Origin of the sequence: Pseudomonas gebzensis (assembly GCF_034427815.1) — a bacterium.
GTDB lineage: Bacteria > Pseudomonadota > Gammaproteobacteria > Pseudomonadales > Pseudomonadaceae > Aquipseudomonas.
Genome location: NZ_JAXQNS010000004.1, coordinates 228,202 through 248,227 on the forward strand (window position 1 = coordinate 228,202; position 20,026 = coordinate 248,227).

Sequence of the window (20,026 nt, forward strand, 5' to 3'; positions counted from 1 at the left end):
TCATGTCCGCTGCTGCATCGTTCCGCGTCGAAAAAGACCTGCTTGGCACTCTGGAAGTCCCTGCCGATGCCTACTACGGCATCCAGACCCTGCGCGCTGCCAACAACTTCCACCTCTCCGGTGTACCGCTGTCGCACTACCCGAAACTGGTAGTGGGCCTGGCGATGGTCAAGCAGGCTGCTGCTGACGCCAACCGTGAGCTGGGGCACCTGAGCGATGCCAAGCACGCCGCCATCAGCGCCGCGTGCGGCCGACTGATCAAGGGCGACTACCACGAGCAGTTCGTGGTCGACATGATTCAGGGCGGTGCTGGCACCTCGACCAACATGAACGCCAACGAAGTCATCGCCAACATCGCGCTGGAAGCCATGGGCCACCAGAAGGGCGAATACCAGTACCTGCACCCCAACAACGACGTGAACATGGCGCAGTCGACCAACGACGCCTACCCGACTGCGATCCGTCTGGGTCTGCTGCTGGGCCACGACGCGCTGCTGGCCAGCCTCGACAGCCTGATTCAGGCGTTCGCGGCCAAAGGCCAGGAATTCAACCACGTGCTGAAGATGGGCCGCACCCAGCTGCAAGACGCCGTGCCGATGACCCTCGGCCAGGAATTCCGCGCCTTCGCCACCACCATGACCGAAGACCTCAACCGTCTGCGTTCGCTGGCCCCTGAGCTGCTCACCGAAATCAACCTCGGCGGCACCGCCATCGGCACCGGCATCAACGCCGACCCAGGCTACCAGGCCCTGGCCGTCCAGCGTCTGGCGCTGATCAGCGGCCAGCCACTGGTTCCGGCTGCCGACCTGATCGAAGCCACTTCCGACATGGGCGCCTTCGTGCTGTTCTCCGGCATGCTCAAGCGCACCGCGGTGAAGCTGTCGAAGATCTGCAACGACCTGCGCCTGCTGTCGAGCGGCCCACGTACCGGCATCAACGAGATCAACCTGCCGGCGCGTCAGCCAGGCAGCTCGATCATGCCAGGCAAGGTCAACCCGGTGATTCCAGAGGCCGTGAACCAGGTGGCCTTCGCCATCATGGGCAACGACCTGGCCCTGACCGTGGCCGCCGAAGGTGGCCAGTTGCAGTTGAACGTGATGGAGCCGCTGATCGCCTACAAGATCTTCGACTCGATCCGCCTGCTGCAACGCGCCATGGACATGCTGCGCGAACACTGCATCGTCGGCATCACCGCCAACGAACAGCGCTGCCGCGAGCTGGTCGAGCACTCCATCGGCCTGGTCACCGCGCTGAACCCGTACATCGGCTATGAAAACGCCACCCGTATCGCCCGCGTTGCCCTGGAAACCGGCCGCGGCGTGTTGGAACTGGTGCGTGAAGAGCAGCTGCTGGACGAGGCGATGCTCGATGACATCCTGCGCCCGGAAAACATGATTGCCCCGCGTCTGGTGCCGCTCAAAGCGTAACCCACCGCTGTCACCCGTCTCACCAGGTCGAGGGGCCTAGACACCCCTCCACCCTTCAAGGGCCCGCGTGCATGCACCGGGCCCTTTTTTTATGGCAAACGCGGCGAACGGTTCACAGGCCCAGGAGCCGCAGCGCGCGGCAGTGCGCGCCAACAGCAGCAAGGCACCTCTCGCTCACTGCTTTGCAGGGTTTTACCAGCATCCGGCACACAACTTGCTCGGCAATGTCCCTCAACCCCCGCGGACGTCCGAGCATGCTGCACAGCCACCTCACCACCCTCAATGCGGTTTCGCTGACCCTCAAGGTGTTCGCGCAACACGGCGTCGACCCGCAGCACCTGCTCGCCGGCAGCGGTATCAGCGCGGCCGACCTGGGCCACGCCGATGCGCGCATCACCACCCAGCAGGAGTTGCAGGTGTGTGCCAACGCTGTAGCGCTGCGTGAGGACATCGGCCTGGAGCTGGGCCGGCGGATGCACGTGTCGTGCTACGGCATGCTTGGCTATGCGCTGCTGTCCAGTGCCACCTTGGGTGACGCGCTACGCTTGGCGCTGCAATTTCCGGCACTGTTGGGAACAATGTTCCACTTGCGCCTGGTCGAGCATGGCGAGCATGCCTGGCTCAGTGCCAGCGAGCACCATGAAGCGCCGGGGCTGGCGGCCTTCAATGCCGAGTTCTGCATGGTCTCGCTCAAAGTGATCTGCGATGACCTGCTGGGCCAACCGCTGGCCCTGCTAGCCGCCCGCTTCGCCCACCCTCGCCCCGGCTACCACGCGCTCTATGCCGACGCCTTCGCTTGCCCGCTCGAGTTCCAGGCCGCCGACAACGCCTTCGCCTTCGACCGCGCCTGGCTCGACGCCCCGCTACCGCTGGCCGACGCCATCACTCACCAGGCGATGGACGAGCGCTGCCGACGGCTGAACCTGGAGTTCACGGGCCGCCAGGCCTGGCTGGGGCGCATTCGTCAGCTGCTGCAGCAACAATTGAGCGCAGCTCCTGGGTTGGACGGGCTGGCTCGGCAGATGAACTGCTCATCGCGCACCTTGCGCCGGCACCTGCAGGCACTGGGCTGCAGTTATCAGCAACTGCTCGATGAGCTGCGCTTCGAGCAGGCCAAGCAATTGCTGAACCAAGCGCACCTGCCGATCCACCAGATCGCCGAAACGCTAGGCTTCAGCGAAACCGCGAGCTTCCGCCATGCCTTTCAGCGCTGGTGCGGTGTAGGCCCTCGGCAGTACCGCGGCTGAACGCTGGCCACATCGATCCCCTTTTGGCCATGCCTGGCGTTCTTCGACCGGGCCTGCGCGCAGCAGAATGGCTGCATGCCAGTGACCCGGAGAACAACAATGCTGACCATCTATTCCGATGACCACCGCCTGCACCATGGCCGCTGCGAGCTGATCGACGGCCAACTGATGCCCTGCTTCGAAATGCCTTCGCGCGCCGATCACGTCCTTGAGCGAGTCAAAGCCCGTCAGTTGGGCGAGGTGCGTGGCCCCACCGACTTCGGTCGCGCACCGTTGCAGCGTATCCACAGCGACGCCTACCTGGACTTCTTTGAAGGCGCCTGGGCCCGCTGGGCAGCGTTGGCGCGCGACGGTGACCTGCTGCCATTCACCTGGCCGGCGCGCACCCTGCGCCAGGTCAAGCCGACCAGCCTGCTGGGCGAGCTGGGCTATTACAGTTTCGATGCGGGTGCGCCCATCACTGCCGGTACCTGGCAAGCCGCTTACAGCGCGGCGCAGGTAGCCCTCACCGCCCAGGCTGCCATCGAGCAAGGTGCCCACGCGGCCTTCGCCCTGTGCCGACCACCGGGGCACCACGCCGCCGCCGAGGTCATGGGCGGCTACTGCTACCTGAACAACGCGGCCATTGCCGCGCAGGCGTTTCTCGACCAAGGCCGCGCCAAGGTGGCGATCCTTGATGTCGACTATCACCACGGCAACGGCACCCAAGACATCTTCTACGCGCGCAGCGATGTGTTCTTCGCCTCGATCCACGGCGATCCCCAGGCCGAGTTCCCGTTCTTCCTCGGCTATGCCGATGAGACCGGCGAAGGGACAGGCGAAGGCTGCAACATCAACTATCCCCTGCCTGCCGGCAGTGACTGGGCAGCCTGGAGCGCTGCGCTGGAGGACGCCTGCCAGCGTATTGGCGCCTACGACGCTGACGTGCTGGTGATCTCGCTGGGGGTGGACACGTTCAAGGACGACCCGATTTCGCAATTCAAGCTCGACAGCCCCGACTACCTGGAGATGGGCGCGCGCATCGCCCAGCTCGGCAAGCCGACACTGTTCGTGATGGAAGGCGGCTATGCGGTCGAGGAAATTGGTATCAACGCGGTCAATGTGCTGGAAGGTTTCCAGCGCGCCTTGCCAGGAGCCTGATCATGAGCCCAAGCAAATGCCTGCTTGCCCCGCTGGTGGCCGCCGGTCTACTGGCCGGTGCTGTCCCTGCCCAGGCCGAGGAACAACGCACCTTGCGCGTGTACAACTGGTTCGACTACATCACGCCGCAGACCCTCACCGACTTCAAGAAAGACAGCGGGGTCAAGCTGATCTACGACATCTTCGACACCAACGAAGCGCTGGAGGCCAAGCTGCTGACCGGCAACTCCGGCTATGACGTGGTGGTGCCGTCGAACGTATTCCTGGCCAAGCAGATCGAGGCTGGCGTGTTCCAGCCGCTGGACCGCAGCAAGCTGCCCAACTGGCAGCACCTGGACCCGGCGCTGATGAAGCTCATCGAAGCGAATGATCCTGGCAACACGTTCGCCGTGCCCTACATGTACGGCACGGTGCTGATCGGCTTCAACCCGGAGAAGGTCAAGGCCGCACTGGGCGAACATGCGCCGGTAGACAGCTGGGATCTGATCTTCAAGCCCGAGAACATCGCCAAACTCAAGCAGTGCGGCGTGGCCATGCTCGACTCGCCCTCGGAAATCCTGCCTCTGGCCCTGGCCTACCTGGGCCTGGACCCCAACAGCAGCGAGCCTTCGGACTACAAACAGGCCCAAGACCTGCTGTTGAAGATTCGCCCGAGCGTCACCTACTTCCACTCCTCCAAATACATGGCCGACATCGCCAATGGCGATATCTGCGTGGCGGTGGGCTATTCCGGCAGCTTCTCTCAGGCTGCCAACCGCGCGCGGGAAGCCAACAACGGCGTAGTGGTGGACATGCGCCTGCCCAAGGAAGGCGCGCCGATCTGGTTCGACATGCTGGCGATTCCGAAAAACGCCGCCAACGCCGAAGACGCCCATGTCTTCATCAACTACCTGCTGCGGCCCGAGGTGATCGCGCCGATCAGCGATTTCGTGGGTTATCCCAACCCAAACAAGGACGCCACCGAGAACGTCAGCCCGGCCATTCGCAACAACCCCAACCTCTACCCGACCGCCGAGGCAATGGCCAAGCTGTATACCCTCAAGCCGTTGCCGCGTGACGCCGAGCGGGCGCGGACGCGGGCCTGGACGCGGATCAAGTCCAGGACCTGAGGTCTGTGCATGCGCCAGCGCGGTCCCTGACCGCGCCGGGTTCGAGCCTGTCTGCTCGACCTGCAATATCACTTGGCGGTTATCAGGCCGGCTACGCCGGCCATCGCGGCTGAAGCCGCTCCAACAGGTTGCGGGGTATTTTACGTTCATGCAGCCCATGTCAGAGCGGCCGGTCTGGCGCTCCGGTTGGCCGCGATGGGCGGCGAAGCTGACCCGGTCCAAGCCTGCCCGCTCGACCTCTATCCACCCATTGCGGCCATTGAACGGTCACATGCTGATCATCCACACACTCGCCAGGCCTTGCGCAGCCGCAGCAAGGCCTCGGCGATCTGCCTTCCCGGCACTGCTGCGAAACCCAGCACCAGGCCGGCCCGGGCGTCCAGGGGTTCGTGGCTGTCTGGCAGCCAGTAGCTGCTCAACGGGTTGACCTCGATGCCCACCGCCTGCGCCCGGGCGACCAGGTCCTGCTCGCGCGCGAGGTTATCCACAGCCACTTTGACGTGCAGCCCTGCTGCAACCTCAGGCATTGCCCCCAGCCCTGGTATGTCCAGCGGCCAGCCGGCCTTGAGCACGTTGCGCCGGCTGAGCGCCGCCTTGCGCATGCGCCGGATGTGCCGCTGGAAGTGCCCTTGGGCCATGAACTCGGCCATCACGCACTGGGTGCTGACCTCGGAGTGCCGCACCGCCAGCGCACGCGCCTGGCCGAAGGCCGCTACCAGACGCTTGGGCAAGACCATATAGCCCAGGCGCAGCGCTGGAAACGCCACCTTCCCGAACGTTCCGACGTACAGCACCCGCCCCTGTCGATCCAGTGCCGCCAACGGTGCCAGTGGCGCACCCACGTAGCGATACTCGCCGTCGTAGTCATCCTCGATGATCCAGCGCCCCTCGCGCTCGGCCCATTCCAGCAAGGCCAGGCGCCGGGGCAGGCTCATGGTCACGCCGGTCGGGTACTGATGGGCAGGTGTGACATAGGCCAGCCGGCAGTCTTGCACTGCGTTGAGCCGCTCACAGTCCAAGCCTGCCTCGTCCACCGGAACGCCGACGAGCTGAGCGCCGCCCATGGCGAAGGCGTGACCGGCTGCGCGGTATCCGGGGTTTTCCACAGCGACCCGGTCACCCGGTCGCAGCAGCACCTGTGCACAAAGGCTGATGGCTTGCTGCGCACCACTGGTGATCATAATTTGTCCAGCGGTGCAGGCCAGGCCCCTCGAACGACGCAGGTAAGTCGCTATGAGCTCGCGCAATACGAGTTCTCCAGCGGGGTCGCCATAGCCCAGCAAGGCAGGGTCTGGATTTCGCCAGAAACCCGCCTGCAGCCTGGCCCAGACGTCGAAAGGGAACAGATCGAAAGCCGGCACGCCCACCCGAAATGCGCGCGGTGCACCCGTAGCGGGCGCTGGCAGATGATGGGTTTTCAGCCACCCTAGCGACTCGGAAAGCCTGTCAGGACTGGATGAATGCTCAGTATCAGAATGTGTTTTTGTGGATAAGTCTGTTGATAAGCCTAGGGATAACCCTGTGGATAGCTGTGTGGATAGTTTCTCCAGCTCGGTGACATAAGTGCCATCCCCCACCCGGCTTTCGATGAAGCCTTCGGCGTACAACTGGTCGTAGGCCCGCATCACGCTGTTACGCGACAGCCCCAGCATCTGCGCCAGATCGCGTGTAGCCGGCAGCCGCGTGCCACTGCCCAGCCGGCCATCCAGTACCCGCATGCGCAGCGCTTGATACAGCTGCTGGCTGAGGCCGCGACGCCGGTCCAGTACGATGCCGGCCGGATCGAAAGGCAACGCATGGGTACACTCGCGCATTGGATTGGACCTGTGAAAATAGCTGGAAATGGCGCTTACGCAGAGCCAATAGCCTGCCTAGGATAGGTCCATCGCACAAGGACCTTCACCATGTACAGCAGTCCACCGCACCAGATGCATGACCTCGAACTGCTGCACCAGCACATGCGGGCCACCCGCCTGGCGGTGCTCATCAGCCATGGCGAACACGGCCTGCTGGCAACTCACCTGCCGGTGCTGGTAGATGTGGAACAAGGCGAGTACGGCACCGTTCATGCCCACCTGGCGCGGGCCAATCCGCAATGGCGGGAGCTTGCACAGGGCAGCGAGGTGCTGATCGTGTTTCCCGGTGCCGATGCCTACGTCAGCCCCGGCTACTACTCGAGCAAGGCCACACAGCCCAAGGTGGTGCCCACCTGGAACTACACCGCCGTGCACGCCTACGGCGTAGCGCAGGTGATCCACGAGCCCGCACCGCTGCTGGACATCGTCACCCGCCTGAGCGAACGCCACGAGCACCATCAACCCACGCCCTGGCGCGTGGCGGATGCACCGCTCGATTATCTGGACGGCATGCTGCGCGCCATCGTCGGCGTACGTGTGCCCATCACCCGCCTGCAAGGCGCACGCAAGCTCAGCCAGAATCGCTCGGCCGCAGACATCGCCGGCGTACATGACGCGCTGACTGCCAGCACAGACCCCATGGACAACCAACTCGCGGCGCTCATGCGCCCACGCTGAAGGAGCGACTCATGCCCAACGTAACGCTGCGCCCCGTCACCGCCCAGGACCACAGCCACTGGCTCGCGCTGTGGCAGGCCTACCTGGTGTTCTACAAGACCGAACTGGCCGATGAGGTCAGCAGCAGTACCTGGCAACGCTTGCTGGACGTGAACGAGCCGACCCACTCGGCGCTGGCCTGGGTCGATGGCAAGGCCGTGGGGATGGTCAACTGGATTTATCACCGGACTAACTGGAGCATCGGTGATTCCTGCTATCTGCAGGACCTGTATGTCGATGGCGAGCAGCGCGGCCTGGGGATTGGCGCGCAGTTGATCGAACAGGTGTGCAGCGCCGCCAAGGCAGCGGGCTGCAGCAAGGTGCACTGGCTGACCCAGGACACCAACGCCACCGCCATCCGGCTCTATGAGCACGTGGCGGAGCGTTCGGGGTTCATCCAGTTCCGCCGTAACCTGTAACGATCAACGCAGATGGGCGTGCAACTGCGCAATGTGCTCCGGCCCGATGCCGCAGCAGCCGCCCAGCAAGCTGGCGCCGCGTGTGCGCCACTGTTGCGTCCAGCGCAGGTAACCGGGCGGGTCGAGGTCTTCGCGCAGCTCATCCAGGCCGTCGTTGGCCTTGGCGTCCTTGGGTTGCGGGGGGAAGGCGTTGGCGTAGGCGCCGATGGCGATGTCCACGCCCAGGCGCTCGAACACCGCCTTGGCCGCGTCGATGGCCGCGCCGATCACTTCCGGCTGGCTGCAGTTGAACAGCAGGGTTTGCACGCCCAACCCGGCCACGGCCTCGGCCGCCTCGCTGACCGGCTCGCCGGAACGCAGGCGCGGGGTGTCGTCGGTGTCTTCGTCCTGCAAGGTGAACGAGACCCAGAACGGCTTGCCGTCTTGCGGCAGGCGCGACTGGATCGCGCGCACTTCGGCGATCGCGCTCTGGGTTTCCGCCAGCCACAGGTCCACGTGGGGCGTCAGGCCTCGCAGTAGCGGGGCCAGCACTTCATCGACCCGCTCAGGGGTGTACAGGTCAGGGCGATAAGAGCCGAACAGTGGCGGCAGCGAGCCCGCCACCCGCACCTGCTGTTCACCGGCATCGGCTGCCGCCCGCGCCAACTGGCCTGCGGTCGCCGCCAGCGCCTCACCTTCCCGGGCAAAGCGCTGCTCACCAATGTGGAACGGCACCACCGCGTAGCTGTTGCTGGTAATGACGCTGGCACCTGCTTCGATGTAGGCCCGGTGTACGGCAACCACCGCCTCAGGCGCCTCTGTCAGCGCCAGTGCCGACCACTCCGGCTGACGAAATGGCGCGCCGCGACGCTGAAGTTCGCGGCCCATGCCACCATCGAGAATGACTAACGGTCGTTCGCTCATATAAATTCCGCTTATATCGATATGAATAAAATTCACTAGTGACTTAATATTTATAACTATTAAATATCGCCATTCGATTTTTTTAAAACTATTTCAGGTATTTCCATGCAATTTCCCGCCGTTATCAGTGCAGGCCTGTTGGCCTTGAGCGTTATCACCCAAGCCCATGCTGGCGCCACACTGGAGCGGGTGGAATCACGCAAGGAACTGGTCAACGTGCTGATGGAGAGTTACCCACCGTTCTCGTTCCTCAATGACCAGAATCAGCTCGATGGCTTCGACGTGGACGTGGCCAAGGCCGTGGCGGACAAGCTGGGTGTCAAGCTGCGCCTGGAAACGCCATCCTGGGACGTGATCGCCGCCGGCCGCTGGAGCGGGCGCTACGACATCTGCATCTGCTCGATGACCCCAAGCAAAGCCCGCGCCCAGGTGTTCGATTTCCCCGTCGAGTACTACGCCTCGCCCGCAGTGATCGTGGTCAACGCCAAGGACGAGCGCATCCATTCGGCCAAGGACCTCGACGGCCTGAAAGTCGGCCTGACCAGCGCGTCGAGCTACGAAAGCTACCTGAACAAGAACCTGGTCATCGAAGGCGCCGAAGACAAGAAGCTCGACTACCCCTTCGAGATGGTGCAAGTCGCCCCGTATGACACCGACAACGTCGCCTTCCAGGACCTGGGCCTGGGCGCCGGCGTTCGCCTGGATGCGATCCTCACCAACCTGGTCACTGCGCAGCCACGGCTCAAGCAGGACACCCGCTTCAAGCTGGCCGGCGCCCCGTTGTACGAAGAGCCCAACTCGGTGGCCATCGAAAAAGGTGACCCGGAGTGGGACGCCAAAGTGCGTGCGGTGTTTGCCGAGCTCAAGGCCGACGGCACGCTGGCGCGGTTGTCGCAGAAGTGGATCGGCGCCGATATCAGTAAATGAGTGCTCATCGACCTGATTCCGGGCCTGGCGTGAAAACGTCGGGCCCGCGCCTGCTGGGCTTTCGTACGCGCCTGTACCTGACCTGGCTGGCGCTGCTGGCGGTATTTGTCGGCTTCTTCCTCAGCTTCGATCTGCAGTTCGCGATCATCGTCGAGAAATTCCCCAATCTGGCCGGTTTCAAGCTGGGGCCCAACGGCTTTCTGCAAGGCGCGGCACTGACGCTGTTCCTGTGCCTCTGCTCGATTGGCGTATCGGTGGCGCTGGGCTTTGCCGCCGCCCTGGCACGGTTGTCGAACAGCGCGGTGCTGCTGGGCATCGCCAGCTTCTACACCTCGTTCTTTCGCGGCACGCCGCTGCTGATCCAGATTCTGCTGATCTACCTGGGCCTGCCGCAAATCGGCCTGGTGCCGGGTGCAATCAGCGCCGGCATCATTGCCCTGTCGCTCAACTATGGCGCCTACCTCAGCGAAATCTTCCGCGCCGGCATCATCGGCGTTGCCCACGGCCAGCGCCAGGCTGCCCTGGCCCTGGGCATGAGCCGCGGCACGATCTTCTGGCACATCACCCTGCCCCAGGCCATGCGCACCATCATCCCGCCCACGGCGAACCAGTTCATCTCCATGCTCAAGGACTCCTCCCTGGTGTCGGTGATGGGCGTGTGGGAAGTGATGTTTCTCGCGCAATCGTATGGGCGCTCCAGCTATCGCTACCTGGAGATGCTGACCACGGCGGCGGTGATCTACTGGCTGCTGTCGATCGTGCTGGAGTTGCTGCAGGCGCGGCTCGAGCGGCATTTCGGCAAGGGCTATCAGCGTTAGTTGGCGCTAGCGGAACGGGCTGGGGCGCTTGACCACGCCCATCTGCAGACCAAACGGCTTGAACACGGCGTTCAGCGACTTGAGGGTGGGGTTGCCCACGCCTTGCTCGATCTGGATCAGAGTGCGCACGGAAATCTTGCACATGCGCGCGAACGGCTCCTGCTGCATGCCCGCCGCGCTGACCCGCAAACGCCGCACGGCTGCGCCCAGGCTCAGGCTGCCGTCGGCGATGCCTTCGCGGACACCATCGATGACCAGCCCGCGGGCGTCGATTGAGAGGGTCATGGCGAACTCCCTTGGATCATCCATCAGCAAAAGTGTGCTGATAACTTTGAATCAGCAGACTCGGGATCTGCATTAAAAAACAGAATCCGACTAGAAGCGGGCTAAATTCTGCAACTAAATGCAGCTCGCGTGCCGACTTATGATAGAAATCTGCATTTTAGTGCAGGCACCTGAACAAAAAAGGGAGAGCATTGCTCTCCCAGAGATAACGTTTCGCTGATCAACGCTTGAGATCAGCCCGCGATCTCGATCAGGATCTCACCCGGCGTCACTCGGTCACCCTTGGCGACATGAATGGCTGCCACTTTGCCGGCAATCGGCGCCTGCACCTCGGTCTCCATCTTCATCGCTTCGGTGATCAGCACCGCCTGCCCAGCCTTGACCGTGTCACCTTCCTTGACCAGCACATCGACGATATTGCCTGGCATGCTGGTGCTGACGTGGCCCGGTTCGCTGGCCTGCTTGCGCTTGCTGCCGCCGCCGCCGACGAACTCGTTGAGCGGCTCGAACACCACTTCTTCCGGCATGCCATCGATAGACAGGTAGAAGTGGCGCTTGCCTTCGGCCTTGACGCCCACACCGGTGATATCGACGCGGTAGGTTTCGCCGTGCACATCGATCACGAACTCGGTCGGCACACCCTCGCCGCCTGGCGCGGCGACAGCGCCGGCTTCAGGGATCGGCAGCAGCACTTCGGGGGTCAGGGTGCCGGCTTCACGTTCTTCGAGGAACTTGCGCCCGATGTCGGGGAACATGGCGAACGTCAGCACGTCTTCTTCCGAATGCGCCAGCGCGCCGATGTCGCTGCGCAGCTTGGCCATTTCCGGCTTGAGCAGGTCGGCCGGGCGCACGTCGATCACCTCTTCGCTGCCGATGGCCTGGCGCCGCAGCGATTCGCTGACCACGCCCGGGGCCTTGCCGTAGCCGCCTTGCAGGTACAGCTTCACCTCGTTGGTGATGGTCTTGTAGCGCTCGCCAGCCAGCACGTTGAAGAACGCCTGGGTGCCGACGATCTGTGAGGTCGGGGTCACCAGCGGCGGGAAGCCGAGGTCTTCGCGCACCCGCGGAATTTCGGCCAGCACTTCGCTCATGCGGCTGAGCGCGCCTTGCTCCTTGAGCTGGTTGGCCAGGTTGGAAATCATCCCGCCAGGCACCTGGTTGACCTGCACGCGGGTATCCACGGCGGTGAACTCGCTCTCGTACTGGTGGTACTTCTTGCGCACGGCGTAGAAGTACAGGCCGATGTCCTGCAGCAGCTCCAGGTCCAGGCCGGTGTCGAACTCACTGCCCTTGAGGGCGGCGACCATCGACTCGGTGCCCGGGTGGCTGGTGCCCCAGGCGAAGCTGGAGATGGCGGTGTCGATGTGGTCAGCACCGTTTTCCACGGCTTTGAGCTGGCACATGGCGGCAAGACCCGCGGTGTCATGGGAATGGATGAACACCGGCAGCGACTGCTCGGCCTTCAGCGCCTTGACCAGCTCGCCGGTGGCGTAGGGGGTGAGCAGGCCGGCCATGTCCTTGATTGCCAACGAGTCGCAGCCCATGGCCTCCATCTGCTTGGCCTGTTGCACGAAAGCGTCGATGGTGTGCACCGGGCTGACGGTATAGGCGATGGTGCCTTGGGCGTGCTTGCCGGCGGCCTTCACCGCTTCGACGGCCACGCGCAGGTTACGCACGTCGTTCATGGCATCGAAGATGCGGAACACGTCGATGCCGTTGACCGCCGCCTTGGCCACGAAGGCCTTGACCACATCGTCGCTGTAGTGGCGGTAGCCGAGCAGGTTCTGCCCGCGCAGGAGCATCTGCAGACGGGTGTTGGGCAGCGCGGCGCGCAGTTTGCGCAGGCGCTCCCACGGGTCTTCTTTGAGGAAGCGTACGCAGGCGTCGAACGTGGCGCCGCCCCAGACTTCCAGCGACCAGTAGCCGACTTTGTCGAGCTTGTCGCAGATTGGCAGCATGTCTTCGGTGCGCATGCGGGTGGCCAGCAGCGACTGGTGAGCGTCACGCAGGATGGTGTCGGTGACATGGATTTTCTTGGACATTCTTATCTCCTGTAAGCCGCAAGCTGAGAGCGACAAAGTGCGCGTAAAAGCCGATCGGGCTTTACCTGCCTCTTGGCGCTCGACGCTTGCCGCTCCTATCTCAAAGGCCTGCGTGGGCGGCGATGGCGGCGGCGATGGCCAGGGCCAGCTCTTCGGGTTTGCGCTTGATCGAGTAGTTGGTCAGTTCCGGGTGCGCCTCGACGAAGCTGGTGTTGAACTCGCCACTGCGGAATTCGGCGTTACGCAGGATTTCCTGGTAGTACGCGGCGGTGGTCTTCACGCCTTGTACGCGCATGTCATCCAGCGCCCGCAGGCCGCGGTCCATGGCTTCTTCCCAAGTCAGCGCCCAGACCACCAGTTTCAGGCACATCGAGTCGTAGAACGGCGGAATGGTGTACCCGGTGTAGATCGCCGTGTCGGTGCGCACACCCGGGCCGCCGGGGGCGTAGTAGCGGGTGATCTTGCCGAAGCTGGGCAGGAAGTTGTTCTTCGGGTCTTCGGCGTTGATGCGAAACTGCAAGGCGAAGCCGCGATGGATGATGTCTTCCTGTTTCACCGACAGGGGCAGGCCCGAGGCGATGCGGATCTGCTCACGGACGATGTCGATCCCGGTGATTTCCTCGGTGATGGTGTGCTCCACCTGCACCCGCGTGTTCATCTCCATGAAGTACACCTCGCCATCGGCGAGCAGGAACTCCACGGTGCCGGCGTTCTCGTAGTTCACCGCCTTGGCTGCGCGTACCGACAGGTCGCCGATGTAAGCGCGCTGTTCGGGCGTCAGTTGTGGGCTGGGGGCGATTTCGATGAGCTTCTGGTTACGGCGCTGGATCGAGCAGTCGCGCTCGAACAGGTGCACCACATTGCCAAAGCTGTCACCGAGAATCTGCGCCTCGATGTGCTTGGGATTGACAATGCACTTTTCCAGAAACACTTCAGCAGAGCCGAAGGCCTTGGTGGCTTCGGAAATCACCCGCGGAAAGTTCTGTTCCAGCTCCTCGCGGCTGTTGCAGCGGCGAATGCCGCGGCCCCCGCCGCCAGAGGTGGCCTTGAGCATCACCGGGTAGCCGATGCGCTCGCCTTCTTGCAGGGCCTCATGGATATCTGCAACGTTGCCTTCGGTGCCTGGGGTCACGGGCACGCCGGCAGCGATCATGGCACGCCGCGCTTGGGTCTTGTCGCCCATGCGGCGAATCACTTCAGCCGCTGGGCCAATGAACTTGATTCCTCGCTGCGCACAGATTTCCGCGAGCTCGGCGTTTTCCGAGAGGAAACCATAGCCTGGATGCAGCGCATCGCAGCCGGTTTCCACCGCCAGGTTGACCAGCTTGCGCGGGTTCAGATAACCGGCAAGGGGTTCGGCACCGATGCTGTGCGCCTCGTCGGCACGCTTGACGTGCAACGCATGGCGGTCGGCATCGGAATAGATCGCTACCGAGCGGATACCCATCTCGGCACAGGCCCGCACGATGCGGACGGCAATTTCACCCCGGTTGGCGATCAGGATTTTTTTTATCACTTGGAGTCTTCCCAAAGCCGTGGAACATAACGAGCCGGCCAGGCCGCTCGACGCGTGACCAGACGCTGCGGTCAGTCGTGAATCCACCCTAGCGCTGTAGGACGATAAACAAAAATCAATATTTATTGGGTCCAGCATTAGTCAAAGCTTATAGTCGCCTTACAATTCATAGCCCAGAGCTTGTATAAAATGCGTAAGTCATTGATGCGTATGACATTGCGTCAGTTGCAGATTTTTAATGAAGTGTGCGACCTGCGCTCTTACAGTCGCGCGGCCGAAGAAATGTCGCTGACCCAACCCGCCGTCAGCTTGCAGATTCGCCAACTGGAAGACCTGGTCGGCCAGCCGTTGTTTGAATATGTCGGCAAAAAACTGTACCTCACCGAGGCCGCTGAGGCCCTGCAACGCGCCAGCCGCGACATTTTTGGCCGGCTGGAAAGCTTCGACATGCAGTTGTCGGACATGCAGGGGTCACTGCAGGGCCAACTGAAACTGGCGATCGAATCCAGCGCCAAGTATTTCGTGCCTCATGTGTTTGCGGCGTTCAAGCAGCGCAACCCGGAAGTGAGCCTGACACTCACGGTAGTCAATCGCGCCCAGGCGATACGGCGGCTGTCGGACAACCGCGACGACCTGATCATCATGTCGATGGTGCCGCAGGACATGGGCCTGGAGTTCCTGCCGTTCCTGAACAACCCCATTGTCGCCGTGGCACCCACCGATCATCCGCTGAGCCAGCGCGAACACCTGCACCTGCAGGACCTGGAGCCGCATACCCTGCTGATCCGCGAGCAGGGTTCGGGCACGCGCAAGGCCTGCGAGGAGTACTTCAAGGAAAAGCGCGTGCACTTTACCGAAACGCTGGAGGTGGCCTCTGGCGAGGCGCAGCGCGAGTGCGTGGTCGCCGGGCTGGGCATTGCCCTGCTGACCCGCCATGCGGTGAGCATGGAGCTGGCGCGTGGCCTGCTCACGGAACTGCCGGTCGAGGAACTGCCGCTGTACCGCAGCTGGTGCGTGGTGCAGTCCAAGGCCAAGCGCCAGTCGCCAGTGGCGCTGGCGTTTCAGGCGTTCATTCGCGGCGAGCGGGCGTTGATCAGCGAGATTGTTGAACGCTTTTCGGGGAAGCCGTTGCCACCTGCCACACGCTGACATCAGGTGAGTCGGGGAAGTGGGCGATTTCGCGAAGCAGCTGGCGCTGGTCGCAATAGCTTTCGATGGCGCGGCGGTATTCCATGCGGCGCTGGTCGCGTTCCTGCTGCTTGCGTGATTTGGCGTTGGGTTGGTACGAACCGTCTTCACGAACCATGACCTGTCTCCCGGACTGGATGCGGAAGCATCAGCCTGGGCGCAGGGGTTGACGGTTTGATGCCGAAGCTGTGACAGAATCGTGAAGATCGCTACACCAGGATGACTGCACGGAGATCGTCAGATCAATCGTCAGTCGCCTTGATCGACTTGGGCGACAGCCGCAGGCTGCGCAAGCTGCGTTTGACGCTCTTCAAGTGGTTGACCAGGCTCGGCCCTCGCGCCATGGCCACGCCCATGGCCAGTACATCGATCACCACCAGGTGGGCGATGCGCGAGGTCAGCGGGGTATAGATTTCGGTGTCTTCGTGCACATCGATCGCCAGGTTGACGGTCGACAGTTCCGCCAAGGGGGTCTGGCTCGGGCACAGGGTGATCAGGCTGGCGCCGCTTTCGCGCACCAGGTTGGCGGTGATCAGCAGGTCCTTGGAGCGACCGGACTGCGAGATGCACACGGCCACATCGCCTGGCTTCAGGGTAACGGCCGACATCGCCTGCATGTGCGGGTCGGAATAGGCCGCGGCGCTGAGCAACAGGCGGAAGAACTTGTGCTGGGCGTCGGCCGCCACCGCGCCGGAGGCGCCGAACCCATAGAACTCCACCCGTTGCGCCTGGGCCATGGCGGCCACGGCGCGCTCCAGTGCCTCCGGATCGAGGTGCTCGCGCACTTCCATCAGGGTATGCAGGGTGGTGTCGAAGATTTTCAGGCTGTAGTCGGCGACCGAGTCGTCTTCGTGAATCGCGAACTGCCCGAAGCTGGCGCCTGCCGCCAGGCTCTGCGCCAGTTTCAGCTTCAGGTCCTGGAAACCGGTGCAGCCAATCGCCCTGCAGAACCGCACGATGGTCGGTTCGCTGATGCCCACGCTGTGCGCCAGGTCTGCCATGGAGCTGTGCATGACGGCGGCCGGATCCAGTAGCACATGATCGGCGACTTTCAGCTCCGATTTGCGCAGCAGGTGGCGCGATTGGGTGATGTGTTGCAACAGATTCACGGGCGGGACTCGTTGAGGATCGGCAGGCTGGATGTAGCTTTCTTGTAGTTATACTACATGACCGCCGAGGCGCCCAGTCAAACGACCACCCTGTGTTCAAGCCGGTGTGATTTCCCGGGTTTCATTGGGTCAAGCGCCCTCAGCGCCTACGTCTGACCGCAACTTGGCACTGCGCTCACCTGCCCCCGTGCTCGCCCGGCCTGGTCGCATGGCGACTGGACAACCTCGTACAGCGGAACGTCTTCGACGCTGTTCAAGGCCAAGCCCCAGGCAGCAACGGCCACCCGCGTGCCGAACAGGCGTGCGCAGGTCGCTGGCAGCACCTGATCGCCCAAGGGCAAGTATGGCTAGGTATGAAGCACTTCACGCTGCTTTGCACACCCCTCGTCGAGCACAGTCGGTCACGCCACACCTACGTGGCGATGATAATGACGGAGTAAACACTCATGACGATCGAAAACAGCAACTGGACCGCAACGCTTGACAAGATGCCTAGCACCGAAGGCCCGAAACTGCACGTTTCAGGCACGGTGACAGTGGCAAACCCAGGCGTACGCGCAAGCCTGGTACGCCGTGACAAGCCTATGTTCAAAGACCTGGTGGTACGCCTGGACCTGTGCCTGGAAAACACCGATGCCATCGTCTTGCAAGTAGAGACAGAACAAGCAGTGCGCTTCAGCACCGACGGTACTACTGACTGGACCTTCGTCGAGATCTATCACAATGATGCGCTGCTGGTGCGCATGGGTGTCGATAGGGTCTGCTGATCCATGTTCGGCAGGCCCGATCCTGGCCTGCCTCCCTGCCCCCTTGCACCGACGGTGACACGCCCCTGCTGCAGCCCCAGGCAGCGCTTGGCTGCTGCTCGCGCATCGGCTCACGGCGCGCTTGACCCACGCCCAGCCAGACCCGGTCGATGAACGGCCCACTGCGCGCCGCATAAATCTCATCCAGGCCTTTGCCGCCGTCGTGCCCCGGCTCTAGAATGGCCGGATGCCTATAGATGACCTCTCCCTCCTGCTGAACTCCCTCAACGATGCCCAACGCCAGGCCGTAGCGGCCAAGGTCGGGCGTCAATTGGTGCTGGCCGGTGCCGGCTCCGGTAAAACCCGTGTGCTGGTGCACCGTATCGCCTGGTTGATCCAGGTCGAGCATGCCTCGCCGCATTCGATCCTGTCGGTGACGTTCACCAACAAGGCCGCCGCCGAAATGCGCCACCGGATCGAGCAGCTCATGGGTATCAGCCCGGCAGGCATGTGGGTCGGCACCTTCCACGGCCTGGCCCATCGCCTGCTGCGTGCGCACTGGCAGGAAGCAAAGCTGGTGCAGAACTTCCAGATCCTCGACAGCGACGACCAGCAGCGCCTGGTCAAGCGGGTGATGCGCGAGCTGGGCCTGGAGGAGCAGAAATGGCCGGCGCGCCAGGCGCAGTGGTTCATCAACGGGCAGAAAGACGAAGGCCTGCGCCCGCAGCACATTCAGGCCGGCGGCGACCTGTTCCTGGCCACCATGCGCGAGGTCTACACCGCCTACGAGCTGGCCTGCGAGCGCGCTGGGGTCATCGACTTCTCCGAGTTGCTGCTGCGCGCCCTCGACCTGTGGCGCGACAACCCCAGCCTGCTGCAGCACTACCAGCGGCGTTTCCGCCATGTGCTGGTCGATGAGTTCCAGGACACCAACGCCGTGCAGTACGCCTGGCTGCGTCTGCTCGCCAAGGGCGGCGACAGCCTCATGGCAGTGGGCGATGACGACCAGTCGATCTACGGCTGGCGCGGTGCCAAGATCGAGAACATCCATCAGTACACCGCCGACTTCCCCGACGCCGAGCTGATCCGCCTGGAGCAGAACTACCGCTCCACCGGCGGCATCCTCAAGGCCGCCAACGCTCTGATCGTCAACAACAGCGGGCGCCTGGGCAAGGAACTGTGGACCGACCTGGGCGAAGGCGAGCCGATCACGCTGTACGCCGCCTACAACGAGCACGACGAAGCCCGTTACGTGGTCGAGACCATCGAAAGCATCATCAAGCAAGGCAGCACGCGCAACGACATCGCCATTCTCTACCGCTCCAACGCCCAGTCGCGGGTGCTCGAAGAAGCCCTGCTGCGCGAGCGTATCCCGTATCGCATCTACGGCGGCCAGCGCTTCTTCGAGCGCGCCGAGATCAAGAACGCCATGGCTTACCTGCGCCTGCTCGAAGGCCGCGGCAATGATGCAGCGCTCGAACGGGTAATCAACGTGCCACCGCGCGGTATCGGCGAGAAAACCGTCGAGGCGATCCGCGAGCATGCCCGCCACAGCCAGGTGTCGATGTGGGAGGCCATGTGCCAACTGCTCGCCGGCAAAGGCCTCAAGGGGCGCGCCGCCAGTGCACTGGGTGGCTTCATCGAGCTGCTGGAGCAGCTAGCCGCCAAGGTGGCTGACATGCCGCTGCACCTGATGACGCAGACGGTTATCGAGCAGTCCGGGCTGATCACCTATCACCAGGAAGAAAAAGGCGAAAAGGGCCAGGCACGGGTAGAAAACCTTGAGGAACTGGTCAGCGCGGCGCGCAACTTCGTGCCCAGCGCTGAAGATGCCGAGCTCACCGAGTTGTCGGCCTTCCTTGGCCATGCCTCGCTGGAAGCCGGCGATGCGCAGGCCGATGAGCATGAAGACAGCGTGCAGTTGATGACCTTGCACAGTGCCAAAGGCCTGGAATTCCCTCACGTGTTCCTGGTCGGCCTGGAAGAGGGTCTGTTCCCGCACAAGATGAGCCTGGAAGAGCCCGGCCGCCTTGAAGAGGAACGCCGCCTGGCCTATGTCGGCATCACCCGGGCCATGCGCCAGCTGGTGATGACCTATGCCGAGACCCGCCGGCTGTACGGCAGCGAGACCTACAACAAGGTCTCACGTTTCGTACGGGAGATTCCGGCCGGTCTGGTACAGGAAGTGCGCCTGTCCAATTCCGTGAGCCGGCCGTTCGGCGGCGCGCAGACCCAAGCCAGCAGCCTGTTCGCCAACGCCAGCATCCCGCAGACCGCCTTCAGCCTGGGCCAGCGGGTGCAGCACTCGGTCTTTGGCGAGGGCACCATCCTCAATTTCGAGGGTTCCGGCGCCCAGGCGCGGGTGCAGGTCAATTTCGACGAAGGCAGCAAGTGGCTGATGCTGGGCTACGCCAAGCTCGAAGCGGTCTGACCGGGTGATAAGGCGCAGGAATCTTCCTACGCCTTTATCCGAACGGTCTTTCAAACATTTAAGCAAAAGCTCGAAACACACTCGCGCTGGCCTTGGCGTGCGCAACCTGTGCACCATTCGCGCGTGCAATTCACAAAAACGGGAAA

Annotated in this window: 18 protein-coding genes; 11 read left to right on the forward strand and 7 right to left on the reverse strand. The window is 63.1% G+C overall.

Annotation, left to right across the window (positions count from 1 at the left end):
• Positions 1-2 precede the first annotated feature (2 nt).
• The 4 genes from aspA to SJI00_RS10005 all read left to right on the forward strand — a co-directional run bounded on the left by aspA (position 3) and on the right by SJI00_RS10005 (position 4,923).
• Positions 3-1,427 carry an aspartate ammonia-lyase gene (gene aspA, locus SJI00_RS09990; RefSeq protein ID WP_312933147.1) on the forward strand — a complete coding sequence of 475 codons (1,425 nt, stop codon included), beginning with the start codon at positions 3-5 and terminating at the stop codon, positions 1,425-1,427.
• Between the two features lie 254 nt (positions 1,428-1,681).
• Entirely contained in the window at positions 1,682-2,674 is a 993-nt protein-coding gene (locus SJI00_RS09995; RefSeq protein WP_322461714.1) for an AraC family transcriptional regulator, read from the forward strand.
• A 99-nt stretch (positions 2,675-2,773) separates the two neighbouring features.
• Entirely contained in the window at positions 2,774-3,814 is a 1,041-nt protein-coding gene (locus tag SJI00_RS10000) for a histone deacetylase family protein (RefSeq protein ID WP_322461563.1), read from the forward strand.
• A gap of 2 nt (positions 3,815-3,816) precedes the next feature.
• The gene (locus SJI00_RS10005; RefSeq protein WP_322461564.1) at positions 3,817-4,923 is read left to right on the forward strand and encodes an extracellular solute-binding protein; all 1,107 of its coding nucleotides are present in this window, start codon (positions 3,817-3,819) and stop codon (positions 4,921-4,923) included.
• A gap of 278 nt (positions 4,924-5,201) precedes the next feature.
• On the opposite strand, the gene pdxR is transcribed toward SJI00_RS10005, so the two are convergent.
• Entirely contained in the window at positions 5,202-6,737 is a 1,536-nt protein-coding gene (gene pdxR, locus SJI00_RS10010) for a MocR-like pyridoxine biosynthesis transcription factor PdxR (RefSeq protein WP_322461565.1), read from the reverse strand.
• A gap of 90 nt (positions 6,738-6,827) precedes the next feature.
• On the opposite strand from pdxR, the gene SJI00_RS10015 reads away from it, so the two are divergent.
• Both SJI00_RS10015 and SJI00_RS10020 read left to right on the forward strand, forming a co-directional pair.
• Positions 6,828-7,457: an FMN-binding negative transcriptional regulator gene (locus tag SJI00_RS10015; protein WP_322461566.1), complete on the forward strand. Its 630-nt coding sequence runs from the start codon at positions 6,828-6,830 to the stop codon at positions 7,455-7,457.
• Positions 7,458-7,468: 11 nt separating this feature from the next.
• A complete protein-coding gene (locus SJI00_RS10020) occupies positions 7,469-7,915 on the forward strand; it encodes a GNAT family N-acetyltransferase (protein ID WP_312933157.1) in 447 nt (148 codons plus the stop codon).
• 3 nt (positions 7,916-7,918) lie between these two features.
• Here SJI00_RS10020 and SJI00_RS10025 read toward each other — a convergent pair whose 3' ends face one another.
• Positions 7,919-8,818, reverse strand: a complete 900-nt coding sequence (locus SJI00_RS10025) for a homocysteine S-methyltransferase family protein (RefSeq protein ID WP_322461567.1) — start codon at positions 8,816-8,818, stop codon at positions 7,919-7,921.
• 105 nt (positions 8,819-8,923) lie between these two features.
• Here SJI00_RS10025 and SJI00_RS10030 point away from each other — a divergent pair, with 105 nt between their 5' ends.
• Both SJI00_RS10030 and SJI00_RS10035 read left to right on the forward strand, forming a co-directional pair.
• Positions 8,924-9,745, forward strand: a complete 822-nt coding sequence (locus SJI00_RS10030; protein ID WP_322461568.1) for an ABC transporter substrate-binding protein — start codon at positions 8,924-8,926, stop codon at positions 9,743-9,745.
• Positions 9,742-10,563, forward strand: a complete 822-nt coding sequence (locus SJI00_RS10035; protein ID WP_322461569.1) for an amino acid ABC transporter permease — start codon at positions 9,742-9,744, stop codon at positions 10,561-10,563. The genes SJI00_RS10030 and SJI00_RS10035 overlap by 4 nt, the downstream gene beginning before the upstream one ends.
• 6 nt (positions 10,564-10,569) lie before the next feature.
• Here SJI00_RS10035 and SJI00_RS10040 read toward each other — a convergent pair whose 3' ends face one another.
• The 3 genes from SJI00_RS10040 to SJI00_RS10050 form a co-directional block, all read right to left on the reverse strand.
• On the reverse strand, positions 10,570-10,848 hold the full coding sequence (locus tag SJI00_RS10040) for a helix-turn-helix domain-containing protein (RefSeq protein ID WP_322461570.1): 279 nt from the start codon (positions 10,846-10,848) through the stop codon (positions 10,570-10,572).
• Positions 10,849-11,081: 233 nt separating this feature from the next.
• Complete coding sequence (gene oadA / locus SJI00_RS10045; RefSeq protein WP_322461571.1) at positions 11,082-12,890, reverse strand: sodium-extruding oxaloacetate decarboxylase subunit alpha; 1,809 nt, start codon at positions 12,888-12,890, stop codon at positions 11,082-11,084.
• 100 nt (positions 12,891-12,990) lie between these two features.
• Complete coding sequence (locus tag SJI00_RS10050; protein WP_322461572.1) at positions 12,991-14,406, reverse strand: acetyl-CoA carboxylase biotin carboxylase subunit; 1,416 nt, start codon at positions 14,404-14,406, stop codon at positions 12,991-12,993.
• A gap of 189 nt (positions 14,407-14,595) precedes the next feature.
• On the opposite strand from SJI00_RS10050, the gene SJI00_RS10055 reads away from it, so the two are divergent.
• Positions 14,596-15,555: a LysR family transcriptional regulator gene (locus SJI00_RS10055; RefSeq protein ID WP_322461573.1), complete on the forward strand. Its 960-nt coding sequence runs from the start codon at positions 14,596-14,598 to the stop codon at positions 15,553-15,555.
• On the opposite strand, the gene SJI00_RS10060 is transcribed toward SJI00_RS10055, so the two are convergent.
• Positions 15,500-15,712 carry a PA3496 family putative envelope integrity protein gene (locus SJI00_RS10060; protein WP_322461574.1) on the reverse strand — a complete coding sequence of 71 codons (213 nt, stop codon included), beginning with the start codon at positions 15,710-15,712 and terminating at the stop codon, positions 15,500-15,502. The two genes, SJI00_RS10055 and SJI00_RS10060, sit on opposite strands and share 56 nt — an antisense overlap.
• A gap of 124 nt (positions 15,713-15,836) precedes the next feature.
• Positions 15,837-16,703: a transcriptional regulator HexR gene (hexR, locus tag SJI00_RS10065; RefSeq protein ID WP_322461575.1), complete on the reverse strand. Its 867-nt coding sequence runs from the start codon at positions 16,701-16,703 to the stop codon at positions 15,837-15,839.
• A gap of 446 nt (positions 16,704-17,149) precedes the next feature.
• Here hexR and SJI00_RS10070 point away from each other — a divergent pair, with 446 nt between their 5' ends.
• Positions 17,150-17,470 carry a hypothetical protein gene (locus tag SJI00_RS10070; protein WP_322461576.1) on the forward strand — a complete coding sequence of 107 codons (321 nt, stop codon included), beginning with the start codon at positions 17,150-17,152 and terminating at the stop codon, positions 17,468-17,470.
• A 226-nt stretch (positions 17,471-17,696) separates the two neighbouring features.
• Positions 17,697-19,880, forward strand: coding sequence for a DNA helicase II (gene uvrD / locus SJI00_RS10075; RefSeq protein WP_322461577.1), 2,184 nt, complete (start codon positions 17,697-17,699; stop codon positions 19,878-19,880).
• Positions 19,881-20,026: the final 146 nt, after the last annotated feature.

Bases quoted from the DNA above. Each gene is read 5' to 3' on its own strand.
- SJI00_RS10015 (WP_322461566.1), top strand. From the start codon at position 6,828: ATGTACAGCAGTCCACCGCACCAGATGCATGACCTCGAACTGCTGCAC.
- SJI00_RS10020 (WP_312933157.1), top strand. From the start codon at position 7,469: ATGCCCAACGTAACGCTGCGCCCCGTCACCGCCCAGGACCACAGCCAC.
- SJI00_RS10060 (WP_322461574.1), bottom strand. From the start codon at position 15,712: ATGGTTCGTGAAGACGGTTCGTACCAACCCAACGCCAAATCACGCAAG.
- SJI00_RS10040 (WP_322461570.1), bottom strand. From the start codon at position 10,848: ATGACCCTCTCAATCGACGCCCGCGGGCTGGTCATCGATGGTGTCCGC.
- oadA (WP_322461571.1), bottom strand. From the start codon at position 12,890: ATGTCCAAGAAAATCCATGTCACCGACACCATCCTGCGTGACGCTCAC.
- SJI00_RS10070 (WP_322461576.1), top strand. From the start codon at position 17,150: ATGACGATCGAAAACAGCAACTGGACCGCAACGCTTGACAAGATGCCT.
- uvrD (WP_322461577.1), top strand. From the start codon at position 17,697: ATGCCTATAGATGACCTCTCCCTCCTGCTGAACTCCCTCAACGATGCC.
- SJI00_RS10030 (WP_322461568.1), top strand. From the start codon at position 8,924: ATGCAATTTCCCGCCGTTATCAGTGCAGGCCTGTTGGCCTTGAGCGTT.
- aspA (WP_312933147.1), top strand. From the start codon at position 3: ATGTCCGCTGCTGCATCGTTCCGCGTCGAAAAAGACCTGCTTGGCACT.
- SJI00_RS09995 (WP_322461714.1), top strand. From the start codon at position 1,682: ATGCTGCACAGCCACCTCACCACCCTCAATGCGGTTTCGCTGACCCTC.
- SJI00_RS10005 (WP_322461564.1), top strand. From the start codon at position 3,817: ATGAGCCCAAGCAAATGCCTGCTTGCCCCGCTGGTGGCCGCCGGTCTA.
- SJI00_RS10055 (WP_322461573.1), top strand. From the start codon at position 14,596: ATGCGTAAGTCATTGATGCGTATGACATTGCGTCAGTTGCAGATTTTT.
- SJI00_RS10000 (WP_322461563.1), top strand. From the start codon at position 2,774: ATGCTGACCATCTATTCCGATGACCACCGCCTGCACCATGGCCGCTGC.
- SJI00_RS10025 (WP_322461567.1), bottom strand. From the start codon at position 8,818: ATGAGCGAACGACCGTTAGTCATTCTCGATGGTGGCATGGGCCGCGAA.
- SJI00_RS10035 (WP_322461569.1), top strand. From the start codon at position 9,742: ATGAGTGCTCATCGACCTGATTCCGGGCCTGGCGTGAAAACGTCGGGC.
- pdxR (WP_322461565.1), bottom strand. From the start codon at position 6,737: ATGCGCGAGTGTACCCATGCGTTGCCTTTCGATCCGGCCGGCATCGTA.